16 protein-coding genes and 1 pseudogene are annotated in these 14,154 nt (G+C 56.8%); 11 read left to right on the top strand and 6 right to left on the bottom strand.

The window, feature by feature from the left end; translation table 11 throughout:
- Positions 1-451 precede the first annotated feature (451 nt).
- Positions 452-2,965 carry a zinc-dependent metalloprotease gene (locus MKZ35_RS21415; protein ID WP_482515260.1) on the top strand — a complete coding sequence of 838 codons (2,514 nt, stop codon included), beginning with the start codon at positions 452-454 and terminating at the stop codon, positions 2,963-2,965.
- Between the two features lie 40 nt (positions 2,966-3,005).
- Here MKZ35_RS21415 and MKZ35_RS21410 read toward each other — a convergent pair whose 3' ends face one another.
- The 3 genes from MKZ35_RS21410 to MKZ35_RS21400 all read right to left on the bottom strand — a co-directional run bounded on the left by MKZ35_RS21410 (position 3,006) and on the right by MKZ35_RS21400 (position 3,781).
- Complete coding sequence (locus MKZ35_RS21410) at positions 3,006-3,314, bottom strand: hypothetical protein (protein WP_482515259.1); 309 nt, start codon at positions 3,312-3,314, stop codon at positions 3,006-3,008.
- A 95-nt stretch (positions 3,315-3,409) separates the two neighbouring features.
- Complete coding sequence (locus MKZ35_RS21405; protein WP_482515258.1) at positions 3,410-3,559, bottom strand: hypothetical protein; 150 nt, start codon at positions 3,557-3,559, stop codon at positions 3,410-3,412.
- A 63-nt stretch (positions 3,560-3,622) separates the two neighbouring features.
- Positions 3,623-3,781 carry a hypothetical protein gene (locus tag MKZ35_RS21400; protein ID WP_482515317.1) on the bottom strand — a complete coding sequence of 53 codons (159 nt, stop codon included), beginning with the start codon at positions 3,779-3,781 and terminating at the stop codon, positions 3,623-3,625.
- On the opposite strand from MKZ35_RS21400, the gene MKZ35_RS21395 reads away from it, so the two are divergent.
- Positions 3,740-4,060, top strand: coding sequence for a hypothetical protein (locus MKZ35_RS21395; protein ID WP_482515324.1), 321 nt, complete (start codon positions 3,740-3,742; stop codon positions 4,058-4,060). The two genes, MKZ35_RS21400 and MKZ35_RS21395, sit on opposite strands and share 42 nt — an antisense overlap.
- On the opposite strand, the gene MKZ35_RS21390 is transcribed toward MKZ35_RS21395, so the two are convergent.
- Positions 4,028-4,168 carry a transposase gene (locus tag MKZ35_RS21390; RefSeq protein ID WP_482515257.1) on the bottom strand — a complete coding sequence of 47 codons (141 nt, stop codon included), beginning with the start codon at positions 4,166-4,168 and terminating at the stop codon, positions 4,028-4,030. The genes MKZ35_RS21395 and MKZ35_RS21390 overlap by 33 nt on opposite strands.
- A 347-nt stretch (positions 4,169-4,515) precedes the next feature.
- Here MKZ35_RS21390 and MKZ35_RS21385 point away from each other — a divergent pair, with 347 nt between their 5' ends.
- Positions 4,516-5,868 carry a vanadium-dependent haloperoxidase gene (locus MKZ35_RS21385; RefSeq protein WP_482515256.1) on the top strand — a complete coding sequence of 451 codons (1,353 nt, stop codon included), beginning with the start codon at positions 4,516-4,518 and terminating at the stop codon, positions 5,866-5,868.
- 336 nt (positions 5,869-6,204) lie between these two features.
- Positions 6,205-7,152, top strand: coding sequence for a hypothetical protein (locus tag MKZ35_RS21380; RefSeq protein WP_482515255.1), 948 nt, complete (start codon positions 6,205-6,207; stop codon positions 7,150-7,152).
- Between the two features lie 2 nt (positions 7,153-7,154).
- On the opposite strand, the gene MKZ35_RS21375 is transcribed toward MKZ35_RS21380, so the two are convergent.
- The gene (locus MKZ35_RS21375) at positions 7,155-8,219 is read right to left on the bottom strand and encodes an IS701 family transposase (protein WP_482511431.1); all 1,065 of its coding nucleotides are present in this window, start codon (positions 8,217-8,219) and stop codon (positions 7,155-7,157) included.
- A gap of 626 nt (positions 8,220-8,845) precedes the next feature.
- On the opposite strand from MKZ35_RS21375, the gene MKZ35_RS21370 reads away from it, so the two are divergent.
- Positions 8,846-9,040 (top strand): sigma factor, encoded by a 195-nt coding sequence (locus MKZ35_RS21370; RefSeq protein ID WP_482515254.1) that lies wholly within the window; start codon positions 8,846-8,848, stop codon positions 9,038-9,040.
- Between the two features lie 64 nt (positions 9,041-9,104).
- On the opposite strand, the gene MKZ35_RS21365 is transcribed toward MKZ35_RS21370, so the two are convergent.
- Entirely contained in the window at positions 9,105-9,233 is a 129-nt protein-coding gene (locus MKZ35_RS21365) for a hypothetical protein (RefSeq protein ID WP_482515253.1), read from the bottom strand.
- On the opposite strand from MKZ35_RS21365, the gene MKZ35_RS21360 reads away from it, so the two are divergent.
- From MKZ35_RS21360 to MKZ35_RS21335, 6 genes and pseudogenes are all read left to right on the top strand, one after another.
- The gene (locus MKZ35_RS21360) at positions 9,225-9,431 is read left to right on the top strand and encodes a sigma factor-like helix-turn-helix DNA-binding protein (protein ID WP_482515252.1); all 207 of its coding nucleotides are present in this window, start codon (positions 9,225-9,227) and stop codon (positions 9,429-9,431) included. The two genes, MKZ35_RS21365 and MKZ35_RS21360, sit on opposite strands and share 9 nt — an antisense overlap.
- Before the next feature lie 41 nt (positions 9,432-9,472).
- Positions 9,473-9,754: an anti-sigma factor gene (locus MKZ35_RS21355; RefSeq protein ID WP_482515251.1), complete on the top strand. Its 282-nt coding sequence runs from the start codon at positions 9,473-9,475 to the stop codon at positions 9,752-9,754.
- A gap of 78 nt (positions 9,755-9,832) precedes the next feature.
- On the top strand, positions 9,833-10,216 hold the full coding sequence (locus MKZ35_RS21350) for a hypothetical protein (protein WP_482515250.1): 384 nt from the start codon (positions 9,833-9,835) through the stop codon (positions 10,214-10,216).
- A 435-nt stretch (positions 10,217-10,651) separates the two neighbouring features.
- Positions 10,652-10,834, top strand: a complete 183-nt coding sequence (locus MKZ35_RS21345; RefSeq protein ID WP_482515249.1) for an SDR family NAD(P)-dependent oxidoreductase — start codon at positions 10,652-10,654, stop codon at positions 10,832-10,834.
- Between the two features lie 317 nt (positions 10,835-11,151).
- Positions 11,152-13,793: pseudogene (locus MKZ35_RS21340) on the top strand (MGH1-like glycoside hydrolase domain-containing protein).
- A complete protein-coding gene (locus MKZ35_RS21335; protein WP_482515316.1) occupies positions 13,751-14,035 on the top strand; it encodes a glycogen debranching enzyme N-terminal domain-containing protein in 285 nt (94 codons plus the stop codon). The pseudogene MKZ35_RS21340 and the gene MKZ35_RS21335 overlap by 43 nt, the downstream one beginning before the upstream one ends.
- The last annotated feature ends 119 nt before the right edge of the window (positions 14,036-14,154 follow it).

Below are 14,154 nucleotides of genomic sequence, written 5' to 3'. Positions count from 1 at the left end.
TAAGAAGCTGTTTGCGTGAATCCTTGATTAGCCGACCGATGTAGAGACGCGACACTTCGCGTCTTGTCGTTGCTGATCTTGTGATGACTGGATCATACTATCTTGGTCGTTCAAGGACCGCAACGACAAGACGCGAAGTGTCGCGTCTCTACATCGTTCTGGCAGCTGACAAACTAACTTATACAGCTGCTAAGAATGCTTGCCATAGGTGCGACAGGACACGCAGGAACGATAGGCAGGCGGTGAGCTGAGCAGCCGGATGGCCTGGCGAAAGGCCTTTCGCAAGAAAGCCAGCGAAGAGGCTGGCAGCAGGTGTAGCTGAGTTGAGAGAAGCAGGTGGGGCTGCTAACCTGATTTTGCCCCCAGCCGATTGTAAACCCCGGTGTTGGGTTCCTCGCCCAAATTATTGTAACCTTACTTGCCTTACCTCACGACCCTATTCCTTTCCCGCATGAAGCACGTTGCGCGCCACACCTTTCCCCTCATTATCACCGGTCTGCTGGCTTTTCAGGGGCCGACTGCCCAGGCCCAGCAAGCCGCCCCCGCAGCCACCAAACCTGCCGGCTCGCTGGCCGCGCAAATCAAGGGGATGCAGAAATTCGACGGCTACTTTCCTTTTTATTACGACCAGAAAACGGGCAAAATATTCCTGGAAGTAGAGCGGTTCGACGAGGAGTTTTTGTACTTCGGCTCTCTGGCCAGCAGCGTAGGCAAGGGCATTGAGCGGGGCCAAAGCAGCTCGGCTATTGCCAAGTTTATCCGCGTGGGGGGCAAAGTACTGCTCATCGAGCCCAACTACGACTACCGGGCCGTGACCGACAACGCCGACGAGCAGCAGGCCGTGGACAATGCGTTTGCCAAATCGGTTGTCTGGGGGTTTGCACCGGTAGCCACCGAAGGCAAAAAAGTGCTGCTGGACCTGACACCCTTTCTGGTGCGCGACAGCCAGAAAATTGCCGAAGGGCTGGGCAGCCGCGGGTATCAGGGGCCCGGAGCCAGCCTGATGGGCGGCCCCGGCAGCGGACAACCCATCAGCTACAAAGTAGACGAGTCGCGCTCGGCTGTGTACCTGGAGAACACCCGCAACTTCCCCAAGAACACGGAGTTTGAAGCCCTGATTACGTTTACGAGCACGCCCGGCCGCGGCGCCGACTACTCGCTGGCGCCCGACCCGAACGCGGTGACGGTGCAGATGCACCAAGCCTTTATTGAGCTGCCCGCAACCGGATTTCGGCCCCGCAAATTTGACCCCCGCTCCGGCTTCCAGGACTTCAGCTACCTCGACTTTGCCGCCCCCATGAGCCAGCCGCTGGCCCAGCGCTTCATTGTGCGGCACCGCCTGGAAAAGAAGAACCCGGCTGCCCCGGTCAGTGAAGCCGTGAAGCCCATCGTGTATTACGTGGACCGGGGCGCGCCGGCAGCCATCAAAAAAGCGCTGCTGGAAGGCGGCGCGTGGTGGAATCAGGCCTTTGAGGCGGCCGGCTACAAGGATGCTTTCCAGATCAGGGAGCTGCCCGTGGGCGCCGACCCCATGGACATCCGCTACAATATGGTCAACTGGATTAACCGGTCGGGCGTGCCGCGGGCTTACTCGTATGGGGCCAGTTACGTGGACCCGCGCACGGGGGAAATCATCAAAGGCATCGTGTCGTTGGGCGCCGACCGCCACCGGCAGGACTACCTCATTGCCGAAGGCCTCTTGCAGCCCTACGAGGACGGCAAGCCCGTATCCGACCAGATGGAGCAGCTGGCCCTGGCGCGTATCCGGCAGCTCTCGGCCCACGAAATCGGGCATACGCTGGGGCTGCACCACAACTTCACGGCCAGCACCAAAGACCGGGGTTCGGTGATGGATTATCCGTTTCCACGCTTCAGTTTGTTGCCCGATGGTCGCCTCGATGTGTCGCAGGCCTACGCCGTGGGCATCGGCAGCTGGGACAAGCGCGCTATAACGTGGGGCTACGCCGACTTCCCCGAGGGCACCGACGAAAACCAGGCGCTGGAGCGCATCATGCAGGAAACCTTGCAGCAAGGCCACCGCTTTATCCCCGACATTGGCGGCTATGCCCACCCGGCCGCCAACCAGTGGGAAGACGGCTCCGACCCGATTGCCCAGCTGACCTCGCTCATGAAGGTGCGCCGCCATGTGCTCGACCAGTTTTCCGAAAAAGCCATTCGGGAGGACGCGCCCATGGCCACGCTGGAGGAAGTGTTGGTACCGATGTATCTGCTCCACCGCTACCAGGTAGAAGCCGTGGCCAAATCGCTTGGGGGGCAATTTTTCACCCACGCCGTAAAAAACGACGGGCAGGCCCCCACCCAGATGGTGGATCCGGCCGTGCAGTGGCAGGCGTTTGAGGCTTTGCTTACTACTATCACGCCGGCCGCGCTGCAGCTGCCCGAGGCACTCATTGCCAAGATTCCGCCCCGCCCGTCGGGCTACCCCGGCACGCTGGAAATCTTCACGGGCTACACCGGTCCTACCTTCGATCCGCTGGCTGCCGCCGAAGCTGCCGCTGGTCCCACGCTGGCTTCGCTGCTGAACCCGCAGCGCGCCGCCCGCCTCATTGAATACCAGGCCCGCGACAGTCGGCAGCCGGGGTTTCTGCCGATGGTAGAGAAACTGCTGGCGCGCACCTGGCGCGCCAAGCCCGAAACCGGCTACGCCGGCGCGCTCCAAACGGTGGTCAACAACTTGACGCTGAAGTATCTGTTGCAGCTCGCGGCCGATACCAGAGCCTCCGCCAGCGTGCGCGGGCAGGCCTTGCTGGCAGTAGACGACTTACAACAATGGATGCGCGGGCAAGTAAAACGAGGTAAAGGAGCCCAGCAAGCCAACTTGCTCTTCGGCTTATCGCAAATCGAGCAGTTCCGCGCCGACCCAAAGACGTTCATTCCACCGCCAGCAGCAGAAATGCCCCCCGGCGCTCCTATCGGCATGCCAGCTATGGGTTTTGTGGATTAGCTGTCAGTTGAATCGCGCGCTGATTCCAAGGCTATTTAACTTAGGTCATATACTCCCGTAAACGCCCTCGGAAACGCTGTTTTCTGAGGGCGTTTTTGGACAAGTAATTCGAACGACTTTTTAGGGGGCCATTAACCACAAAAGGATAGATTCTGTAAGTGGTTGAGGGTCCCAGGGACATCCTCACGGCTAAAGCGGTCCAGAGCCAGAAAATCACCACGTCGAAGCGTCGTTGGTGGGCATCCTTGAAAAGTAACTGAAACTGCGTGCGGTCGGCTTTGCCCCCACTCTCCTGGTTGCAGTATACTTTGTAGATAGAATAGCCCGACCGCTCGGCGAAGGCTCGCATTTCGCGCAGCTGCTTTCATCAATCGAATATTGGTTTATTACCAAGTGGGGGTATCATAAATTTAGGTTTATCATATAAGAGCGTGTTTGGGAATTTCAGGTGCGATTGAAACACATGGTAATGTTGGCCAGCAGCAGCCAAGTGACGTGGCTGGCGGGGGTAAATTCATAGTCGGCGACGAGGCGCCGAAAGCAGGCCAGCCAGGCGAAGGTGCATTCGACTACCCAGCGCTGGGCCAGCGGCACGAAGCCGCGCTGCGTGGGTGGCCGACTACTGATCGGCTGTTTTAGCCCTAGCCTACGCAGATGCTAGGCAAAGCGTCCCCGGTACGCGGCATCGGTCAGCACTAACGCCAAGCGGCGGGCCCACCAGGGCCACTGGGGCAGCAGCGCCAGGGCCTGGGTGCTATCGTGGCAGTGGGCCGCATGCACGTGCGCGGCCCAGATGCGCCCGCCCGAATCGGTCAGAATCTGCCGTTTGCGCCCGTTGACGAGCTTATACGCGTTCAGGCCGCGGTATTCGTAGATGGGCGGGGCCCGCTTGACGCGCTGGCTGGCCACGCAGGCCAGCGCCGGAGTGGGCGCGCGTCCGTGGGTGACCCGGTCCAGGGCGTTGACGACCGTGTTGAGCCGCTGCCACCGGACCAGACGCTGCCAGCGGTAGAAGTAATAGTAGACCGCCGTCCAGGGTGGAAACTGCGGCGGCAGCGCCCGCTACTGGCAGCCCGTGCGACACACGTAGCGTAAGGCGTTAAACACGTGGCGCAAACCCAAGCGCCGCTGCCGTTGCACCGGTAGCAGGATCCGAAGAATTTGCCACTGCGAGTCAGTGAGGGGTTGATAGCCGTCAACCATAAGTAGGAAGGAGCCTGGTAGATATCCTCCTGCAACTTACTGGCTCGCTTTCTTTTACCCTCCTGTACCCAATTCCCAAACACGCTCTTAACCAAGGCCAAGGATGTGCCAGCAACAGGCTTCAGCGCAGAAGCCACAAGCAAGGGCGTTGAGGAATTGGAAGCGCATCCGGAATCTCATAGTTGCCTGGCCAAGCAGTTCAGCACTCCATACCGAAGGCCACTACTGCTTCTGCTGCCGCCGAAAGGCACCTTTAAAATTAGTGCTAGCACGGATTCCTTGTGAGGAGAAATGCCTTACGTTTAGCGCTCATACTGGGTAACTCAGCCTTGTAAAGTTTGCTGGCTATGACAAACATCCTGATTGAGTGGAACGAAGTGCTGTTAGAGGCCATTCGTCAAACCAAGCCGGGCCCGCCCATCGTCGCGCGCTCGATTGCCATTATCTATACGGCGGCCTATGATGCCTGGGCGGCGTATGACTTCATTGCTACTCCCACGCAAGCGGGCATAGCCCGTAGACCAGAGGCAGAAAACACGGTGGCCAACAAGCACTTGGCTATTCACTATGCCATCTTCCGGTCATTAACCGATCAGTTCCCTCCAGTCAAGGCGCTGTTTGTTGCGAAAATGACCGCCTTGGCACTAGACCCCACGGATGTATCGGTGGACCTGACTTCCCCCGTCGGAATCGGTAATGAAGCCGCCCGACTGGTCTTGGAATTCCGGCACACGGATGGCGCCAACCAAGCCGGCAATTACGCGGATAGCACTAATTATGAGAGTGTAAATCCTGCCTTAAACTCGCTTTTTCCCTCCACAGTAGAAGATATTCCCCATCCTGATAGGTGGCAAAAGCTGGTATACCTGAATACGGAAAGCCGCCCGAATGCCCCGGCCTATATTGCCCCGCACTGGGGGCAAGTGACGCCCTTTGCGCTGACTTCGGGCAATCAATTTCGGCCCAGCCCACCCCAACTGCTCACCGCGCAAGACTTTCTAGATCAAGCCAAACACATCATCGAGATCCAAGCCACGCTAACGCCTCTGCAGAAAGTAAGTGCCGAGTATTGGGCCGATGGCCCTCGATCGGAACTTCCTCCCGGCCACTGGAGCATCTTTACGTCTTATGTGGCGGATCGCGACCAGTTGACGGTAGATGAAAGTGTGAAACTCTTCTTTGCCGTAACGAACGCCATATTTGATGCCTCCATTGCCACCTGGGAAGCCAAACGATTTTATGATTATGCCCGGCCGATAACGGCCATTCGGCACTTATTCCGGGGGAAAACAATCAGGGCGTGGGGCGGTGCTGGCCGAGGCACGATTGACATACAAGGCGAGAATTGGCGCACCTTTCAAGTCAACACGTTCCCGACTCCTCCTTTTGCGGAGTACACCTCGGGCCACAGTGCCTTTAGTTCGGCGGCGGCCGAAGTGCTAAAGCGCTTTACAGGCAGTGATCAGTTCGGCTACTTTTATTTACAGACCAAACCTTTGGCTGCCGATCCCACAGAGAACGTCGTGGGTTTAGCGATAGGGTGGACCACCTTTACCCAAGCCGCCTTGGATGCTGGCGAATCAAGATTGTACGGGGGAATCCATTTTTATGAGGGCAACGTGCAAGGGCTGAAAATGGGGCGGCAAGTGGGAGAGGTCGCCTTCTTAAAAGCGCAAGAATACTGGACGGGCGCCATCTAAGTACTGTTCATGACGATAAGCGAGTCACCACGGTGTACTGCTTCTTGCCTTGCATTCTGCCTCTACAACGAACAAGGGCAAATGGGCGGCACGTTCTGCAACAGCCGTGAGCATTCGTTTATGCCGGCTCTCACCTAACTCGACCACCTCAGTGCACTGTCCCAGCTTAGCTATTACTTTACTTTCCGTTCACTTAAAGGGTCTTTTTTTGCCATAAAAAGACCACACTTTAACAGAGCGCAGGGGTTTTCACCTGGTTTTAACTAACTGATTGTCAACCCATATTAGGGCTTGGTACAGGTTTAATTTATCAATTAACCTCTTAACAATCAAAATATGGCAACTGACGCAATAGTAACCCTCGAACAACTACGGTGCATCCGGGAGAGCGATGGCGGCACTGGTCACTCAGAGCCTTATATCTGGCCTGTATTAATTTGGATTGACACTACGAACGCCAGCGTTAACATTGCAGGCCTAGTTCTGGGAAACGCTCGTATAGTAATTGACCATGATATGCGTGCTGGCCAGTCTGTTATTATTCCCAACTCCGTAAACACGCTACGGGTGCGGTTTACGGATAACCCACAACGGTTTAGGCTGATCCTTTCGGTAGTGTTATGGGAGAGTGATGAAACGCCGGACAAAGCGATGAAAGCTGGATTTAGAGCGTACTCCAGCGAGCTTCGCGAGGCAATCATCGCTAATCTACTGAGATTACAAGCGGCCCAAGGTAATCCGGCGGAAGAGAATGCGGTTAAAGCCATCATCGAAGAACGGGTCAAGAGTAAAGTAGAAGCAGGCATAAAAGGCGCCTTGACAACAGGAGAAAAATTTAGAATTGGGCTTGGTACCCTTGATTTGGATGATGTCGTCGGGAGCGATACCGAGAATTTAGGTTCCGTAGGGCAGACAGCTATGACAAAACCATTCACCCTGGCATTTAGCAATAAGTCAGGTAGTGATTCGTACGAGATTATTGGTAATCTGGCGGTAAAACCCGTGCCAATTGATCTTTGCCAGGCACAGGTTAACGCAGTAAAAGCGGCCCAAGCAATGATTGATGGCCTTGAAGATCGAGTCAGGGCCCTTCAGGAAGAACTGCAACATGCTTCTCCTCAAAATAAGCCAGGAATTCTTGCCCAGATCCGGGAGGAACGTCAGGGATTTGCTCGGGCTAACGATAATCTCCAGCGAGCTAAACAAGCGCTTCAAGCCTGCCGTGACCGCCCGGTTAATCAACCTCCCGTTTTAAATCCTGGCGGAGGTATACTTACTCACTGATGTTACGCACGGAGTAGGCCAAGTTGGTGGTACATGGCTTTGAGGCCCACGGCGTAGAGCTGGGCTTTGAGGCGAAAATGGCCCATCCCACACTTGAGTTTGAGTATCTCGAGCTTGGTGTAGGCCAGCACGGCCGCGAAGAAATGATTGGCCTGCGTGGTCAGGGTTTTGGTGGGCGATTTGCCCATGGAGGCATTCTGTTTGAGCGATTTATGATATTCTTCCACTTTCCACCGTCTCTGGTAAATCGCAGTCAACTGGGCCTGGTTCAAGTCGGTGTCGCTGCTGACCAGATATAACACGCCCTGGCTGCCGTCTTGGTTTGTCAAGACGTGCCTGCTCACCAGCACCGCCTCTTGGACGGCCCGCAAATAGACCCGCAGGGGCTGCGTATCGGGAAACACCAGCGTTTGCACGGCCTGAAACTGGCCTTGCGCCCGTGCCGCTTCGCTCAGGGCCACGGTGCGGGAGGATTCGAGGGCAAAGACGAAATGGTGGCCCAGGGCTCGCACCAAGCTCATGTTCTCGGCCGAGGCATACCAAGTATCGGCCAGCAGGTAGCGGTAAGCCACTTGTTGCTGGGCCACGCGCAGCATCTGCTGCAGGTACTCGTTCTTGGTAAAGGCACTTTGATAGCTGGTTTGCTGGGTCTTGGCATGGTAGACCGGGACCGTTTTGCGCACCAGCTCGACGGCCAGCGGCAGGGCCAACTCGCCGGCCTGGTAGAGCAGGCTGACGAAATTCAAGCCCTTCACGTAGCGCTGCTGGCTGTGGTCCCAGTGGGTGCAAATCAGCTCGTTGGCAGCGGTATGGGCCTTTTCCAGAATCGAATCGTCGACGATAAGCACCGCAAATTCCTCGGCTCCACGCTGGGCTTCGGCCTGGCGAATCAGCGGCTTGGCCGCTCGCCAAATAGCGGCCGAGCCCCACGCGGTGCTGCTCAGCCAGCGCGTGATCTGGTCGTGGCTCAAGGCCCCGTCTACCAGGCGCGACAAGCCCGTGGCCGTTGTCGGACCCGTCGAACTCAACAAATAATCCGTGTACAAGTCCAGCGTGCAAGTCGTCATAAGCGTAGTAAACGGGCAGAAGCCGACTCTGACTGCGTAACAGCAGCTAGTAAGTTGGATAGAATACTTTCTGGAAGAATAAAATGCAGCGCATGGACCAAGTATCTGCCCTGCCTTTGGAAAGCGGAATACTAGTAGCTGATATCCAGAGGAATAAAAGCTAATTATGGTGTTGGTGTACCTGAGTTCAAACCAAGCCTTTTGTCCTCCAGAATCAAAATAATTCTGATCTTTATGACATAAGTCAAGACTGGCAATAGGTAAGACTGGCCTCTTGCTCGTGGCGTTTCGCACCTTGTGTAAAGGCGTTATGAGTGAAATCTGCTTGTCAGCGTGCACCAGCAGAAGCCTTTGCTACTAAATAAACACTAACTTCTTACAGCGGTTTTACGGTCCGTGAAAGTGTAGAGACGCGACACTTCGCGTCTCCTCGTTGCGACAGTTGTTAGGGCCCATGCAGCTCCGGTCGTTCTGACACCAAGACGCGAAGTGTCGCGTCTCTACAGCTTAGGTACACTGTTCAGGAAACTGCTATAATAGTCAGACGCTGGCAGGCCAAGCGCGCTATTAATGGCCTATGTACTATATTTAATTGTTTCTAAATCAGACCAGTTACCCTTTATTTCATGGCTATCACCTTACTACAACCGCAACCCGAGCTATGGGTGGAACGGTACGGCGACGACCTTTATCGCTTCGCTTTGAGCCGGGTATCGGATGAGGTGTGCGCTGAAGAGCTGGTGCAGGAATCACTCCTGAGTGCGCTCAACGGGCTGGCTTCTTTTCGGGGGAGTCGTCGGAGCGCACCTGGCTGTTTCTGATTCTGCGCCGCAAGCTCATCGACTTCTACCGCCGCCAGGCCCGGCACCCTCTCGTATCGCTGGATCAGGTGACGCCCGATGGGCCGGCGGAAGCTGCGTTTTTCACCCCGAAGACGGCCACTGGCGCGAGGCGCACTACCCAACGAGCTGGCAGAGTGCCGACGGGGAGCTGGAACAGGCCGAATTGCACCAAACCCTGCAAGGCTGCCAGGATAAGTTACCCACCCAGCACGCCGCCGTCTTTGTGCTGCGCTTTGTGGAAGAGCTAACAGCTGAAGAAATTTGTAAGGAACTGAGCCTGACCACGTCTAACTACTGGGTGATCGTCCACCGGGCCAAGCTGCAGCTCCGCCGCTGTCTGGAAAAGCAAGGGCTGGGACGGGCGGCCTGATTCTACTTTCCTTCGGGCCTTATCAGTGGCCCTCCACTTATATGCTACGACTTATTTCCTGTCAGCAAGCGACCTTGTTCGTTGAGCAACAGGCCGACGACGCCCTCGCGCCCGCCGACCAGCAGCATCTGGAGCGGCATCTGCACTACTGCCCGTACTGCGCCACTTATGCCCAGCAATCTACGCTGCTGAACCTGCTGATGAAGGATGCGGTAGGGCGCCGGGCCAATCTGCCAGGGTTGTCGGCGGAAGCCCGTCAGCGCCTGCAACAGCGCTTATCGGGCAGTAGACCGAGGTTGGACGAGAATAAAAATAAATTTTGAAAAGCAGATGTAAGGTTTGGTAAGGCAGGGCGTCTACCCCCCGAAACCAGTACTTACTTCCACTTCTTTCTCCAGCTCATGTACAACGTACCTACCACCGCCACCCTCCGCCGGCTTACCCTCACGCTGGTTGTTGGCTGTTTGCTCGCAGCCCCATTCTCCACCATCAGCCTGGCCCAGGGCGAGAAAAAGCAGCCCGCCAAGACCGGCAAAATGGCCGACAGTAAGATGAGCGACAGTAAAATGTCAGAAGGCAAAATGAGCGATTCGAAGATGACTGACTCGAAAATGAGCGATTCGAAAATGACTGACAGCAAGATGAGCGAAGGCAAAATGGCCGACTCGAAAATGAGCGAAAGCAAGATGTCGGACGATAAAATGTCAGAAGGTAAAATGGCCGACTCGAAAATGGCGGCTCCCAAAGTAGTCGCAAAGCCGGCGGTAAAAAAGCCCCCAGCCTAAGTCAACACCCGATAAAATGAATCACTAACAAATGGGAGGATGCGTAAGGGGCGAAAGCGTTTTTGTTCGCTCCCTACTTTTCCCTATTGGTTGAGAATAGATGTAACGCCTCGCTTATCGGTCGGTAATTCATCCTGATAAGTAGGGTACTACAAGTGGTCAGGCCGCTTTTTTAGAGCCTATCCGAACAGGCCAAAAAGAACGGTCATGCTGAGGAATCGAAGCATCTCTACCGCTTTGCTGATTACACTAATCAGCAAAGCGGTAGAGATGCTTCGATTCCTCAGCATGACCCCCTATTCGGATAGACCCTTAGTGCGGTTTCCGCTGTATATGGTAAATCCTTTTTCGCTTGAACAGGCGTTGCCACCTAAAAAAGCCCCCCATAGCCGTCTAAGGTTGATAACTTAATTTTAGTCCTTCATAACCAGCTACATGGCTGAAAAAATACGCTTACAAAATCAAGTAGCTCTGGTAACGGGAGGGAGTTCAGGGATTGGAAGCGCGGTGGCCCAGGCATTGGCCGCCGCCGGGGCGGCCGTAGCCGTGAACTACATTGGTGACGCGGCCGGCGCCAACGCCGTGGTGAAGTCCATTACCCAGCATAGGTGCATTTGAGTTAATTTCTTGAATGGCCAAACGATGTAGAGACGCAATATTTTGCGTCTTGTCGTTGAACGATTCACCCGCGAGGAGACGCAAAATATTGCGTCTCCTCTACATCGTTGGCTAGCTCAAACAGCTTTTAAAAAGCGAGCCTCTCGTTCTGAATTTGCTTGAAAGAGGTTTCATAAACAACATACGTTTAACTCCCCGTTCTGCTTCCGGCGCGTTGCCCCTAGGCACTGCGCCTAAAGCAGAACGGGGAGTGAGATAATGCGTTAACATAACCGCTGTAGTAGCATATACTCTTACGTCTCACCCCTAAGCTCTCCATGAGAACTTCTGCTGAACACGAACGACTGGCCGCGGCCAACGCAGGCCACGCGCCCTGGCGCCGGTGGGGCCCTTACTTGTCGGAGCGGCAGTGGGGCACGGTGCGCGAAGACTACTCGGCCGACGGCAACGCCTGGAACTACTGCACCCACGACATGGCCCGCAGCTTCGCCTACCGCTGGGGCGAAGAGGGCCTGGGGGGCATTTCCGACGACAAGCAACGGCTGTGCCTCTCGGTGGGGCTCTGGAACGGGCACGACCCCATCCTGAAGGAGCGCTTATTTGGGCTGAGCGGGCCCGAAGGCAACCACGGCGAGGACGTGAAGGAGGTGTACTACTACCTCGAAAACGTGCCCACGCACTCCTACATGCAGATGCTCTACAAGTATCCGCAGCACGCGTTTCCCTACAGTTGGCTGGTGCAGGAAAACGCCCACCGGAACCGCCACCAACCCGAGTTTGAGCTGCTGGATACGGCCATGTTTCACGACAACCGCTACTTCGATGTCCGCATTGAATACGTAAAGGCGGCGCCTGATGATATACTGCTCCAACTAACGGTATACAACTGCGGGCCCGAAACGGCCACGATACACGTGCTGCCCCAGCTCTGGTTTCGTAATACCTGGGCTTGGGGAGAGGATAGCTACCGCCCTAGCCTAACCGCCGCCCCGGCAGGCAACACTATCGAAGTGCATCATCAGCACTTGGGCGAAATGTGTCTGTACTGCGACCTGAAGCCGGAGTTGCTGTTTTGTGAAAACGAAACGAATAAACCGCGCCTGTACAAAACGCCCCCCAAACCCGGCCAGTATTATAAGGACGGCATTAACGACTACCTAGTGCACGGGGCCGCTACCGTCAATCCGGCGCGGGAGGGTACCAAGGCGGCGGCGCATTACGCGCTGACTATTCCGGCCGGCGCCTCGCAGAAAGTGTGCGTACGCCTGGGTCCCGCCGGGCTGGTTCGGCCTTTCGCCGATTTTGAAAAGTTAGTCCGGCAGCGCCGCGAGGAAACCGACCAGTACTACGAGATGGTACAAGCCGGCCTGACCAATGCCGATGCCCGCCAAGTGCAGCGGCAGGCGTTTGCGGGCATGCTCTGGAGCAAGCAGTTTTACTACTACGACGTGCCCCAGTGGCTGACCGGCGACCCTGCCTCCCCGCCGCCTCCGGCTGCGCGCCTGCACGGCCGCAACACAGGTTGGAAGCACCTGAATAATGCCGACATTATTTCCATGCCCGATAAGTGGGAGTACCCGTGGTATGCGGCCTGGGATCTGGCTTTTCACTGTATTCCGCTGGCCCAGCTCGACCCTGAGTTTGCTAAGCACCAGCTGCGTCTGCTCTGCCAGGACTGGTACATGCACCCTAATGGTCAGCTGCCGGCGTATGAATGGCAGTTCAGCGACGTAAACCCGCCCGTGCACGCCTGGGCCACCTGGCGCGTGTACAAAATGTGCCACAAGCACAGCGGCGGCACCAACACCACCGGCGATACCGACTTTCTGGCTACGGTGTTTCATCGCCTGTTGCTCAACTTTACCTGGTGGGTAAACCGCAAAGACCGCAACGGCCGCAACATCTTCGAGGGGGCTTTTTGGGGCTGGATAACATTGGCCTCTTCGACCGCTCCGCCCCGCTGCCCGACGGTACCTACCTCGAGCAGGCTGACGGCACGAGTTGGATGGCCATGTACGCCCTGAACATGATGCGCATCGCCCTGGAGCTGGCCAAAACCAACCCCATCTACCAGGACCTGGCCAGCAAGTTCTTCGAGCACTTCCTCTACATCGCCGGGGCCATGACCAACATGGGCGAAGGCGAAAAAGACCTTTGGGACGAGGAAGATGAGTTTTATTATGATGTCCTGCACACCCCCGACAACGGCCGGCAGTTTCTCAAAACCCGCTCCCTAGTGGGCTTGATTCCTTTGTTTGCCGTGGAAGTGCTGGATGAAGAAGCGCTACAAGGCGCACCCAAATTCGTGGCCCGGCTCAACTGGTTTCTCGATAACCGACCCCAACTGGCCAGCCTCGTGTCGCGCTGGCAGGAGCCAGGCACGGGGGCCACGCACCTGCTCTCGCTGCTGCGCGGCCACCGCGTAAAGCGCCTGCTGGCCCGGGCCCTTGATGAGGCGGAGTTTCTCTCCGAGTACGGCATTCGGGCCCTGTCGCGCTACCACAAGGATCATCCGTGCCACCTGCACTACGCGGGTATGGACCTGAAAGTGCAGTACGAGCCGGGCGAGTCGGAAACGGACTTATTTGGGGGCAATTCCAACTGGCGCGGCCCCGTCTGGTTTCCGACCAATTTTCTGCTCATCGAGTCGTTGCAGCGCTTTCACCATTACTACGGCGACGACTTTAAGGTGGAGTACCCGACTCATTCGGGCAACTACAGTACCCTGCTCGAAATTGCCGATGCCCTGAGCGAGCGGCTGACCAAGCTGTTTTTGCGCAACGAGGACGGCCTACGCCCCGCCCTGGGCCCCGACAAGCGCCTGCAACAGGACCCCCACTTCCAGAACTACCTGCTCTTTCACGAGTACTTCCACGGCGACACCGGCCGGGGGCTGGGCGCCAGTCACCAAACCGGCTGGACGGGCCTGATTGCCAAACTCTTACAGCCCCGCGCCTGACTTGTCGCTTCGAGTATTCTTCCTCCTCCGACGGGGAAGCGGCCACTAATCGCGAGTGGCTCGAAACCAACGGCCTGGGCGGTTGGGCCAGTGCTACCCTCAGCGGCGCGAACTCGCGCCGCTGCCACGGCCAGCTGGTAGCCGCCACCGACCCACCCGTGGGCCGGCAAGTGCTGCTGAGCAAGCTCGATGAAACTCTGGTGCTGGCCGACAGGCAGACGTACGCCCTGGGCTGGGGGTAAGCCCACCAGCGCCACTCATCATCATGCCGGTCCCAGTCAGCGATAAACATATCAAAGAGCCGGGCGCGGAGCACGGCGCGCGGATCGACCTGGTGGCGGGAGCTGGCTTGCAGCAGCTG

This window comes from Hymenobacter sp. R533113, assembly GCF_056835965.1.
Note: the sequence above shows the minus strand (reverse complement) of the source record. Positions and strands in the feature narration are given on the sequence as shown.

Excerpts from the sequence above, each read along its gene's own strand:
- MKZ35_RS21415 (WP_482515260.1), top strand. The coding sequence starts at position 452 with ATGAAGCACGTTGCGCGCCACACCTTTCCCCTCATTATCACCGGTCTG.
- MKZ35_RS21410 (WP_482515259.1), bottom strand. The coding sequence starts at position 3,314 with ATGCGAGCCTTCGCCGAGCGGTCGGGCTATTCTATCTACAAAGTATAC.
- MKZ35_RS21395 (WP_482515324.1), top strand. The coding sequence starts at position 3,740 with ATGCACGTGCGCGGCCCAGATGCGCCCGCCCGAATCGGTCAGAATCTG.
- MKZ35_RS21390 (WP_482515257.1), bottom strand. The coding sequence starts at position 4,168 with ATGGTTGACGGCTATCAACCCCTCACTGACTCGCAGTGGCAAATTCTT.
- MKZ35_RS21385 (WP_482515256.1), top strand. The coding sequence starts at position 4,516 with ATGACAAACATCCTGATTGAGTGGAACGAAGTGCTGTTAGAGGCCATT.
- MKZ35_RS21380 (WP_482515255.1), top strand. The coding sequence starts at position 6,205 with ATGGCAACTGACGCAATAGTAACCCTCGAACAACTACGGTGCATCCGG.
- MKZ35_RS21375 (WP_482511431.1), bottom strand. The coding sequence starts at position 8,219 with ATGACGACTTGCACGCTGGACTTGTACACGGATTATTTGTTGAGTTCG.
- MKZ35_RS21370 (WP_482515254.1), top strand. The coding sequence starts at position 8,846 with ATGGCTATCACCTTACTACAACCGCAACCCGAGCTATGGGTGGAACGG.
- MKZ35_RS21355 (WP_482515251.1), top strand. The coding sequence starts at position 9,473 with ATGCTACGACTTATTTCCTGTCAGCAAGCGACCTTGTTCGTTGAGCAA.
- MKZ35_RS21350 (WP_482515250.1), top strand. The coding sequence starts at position 9,833 with ATGTACAACGTACCTACCACCGCCACCCTCCGCCGGCTTACCCTCACG.
- MKZ35_RS21345 (WP_482515249.1), top strand. The coding sequence starts at position 10,652 with ATGGCTGAAAAAATACGCTTACAAAATCAAGTAGCTCTGGTAACGGGA.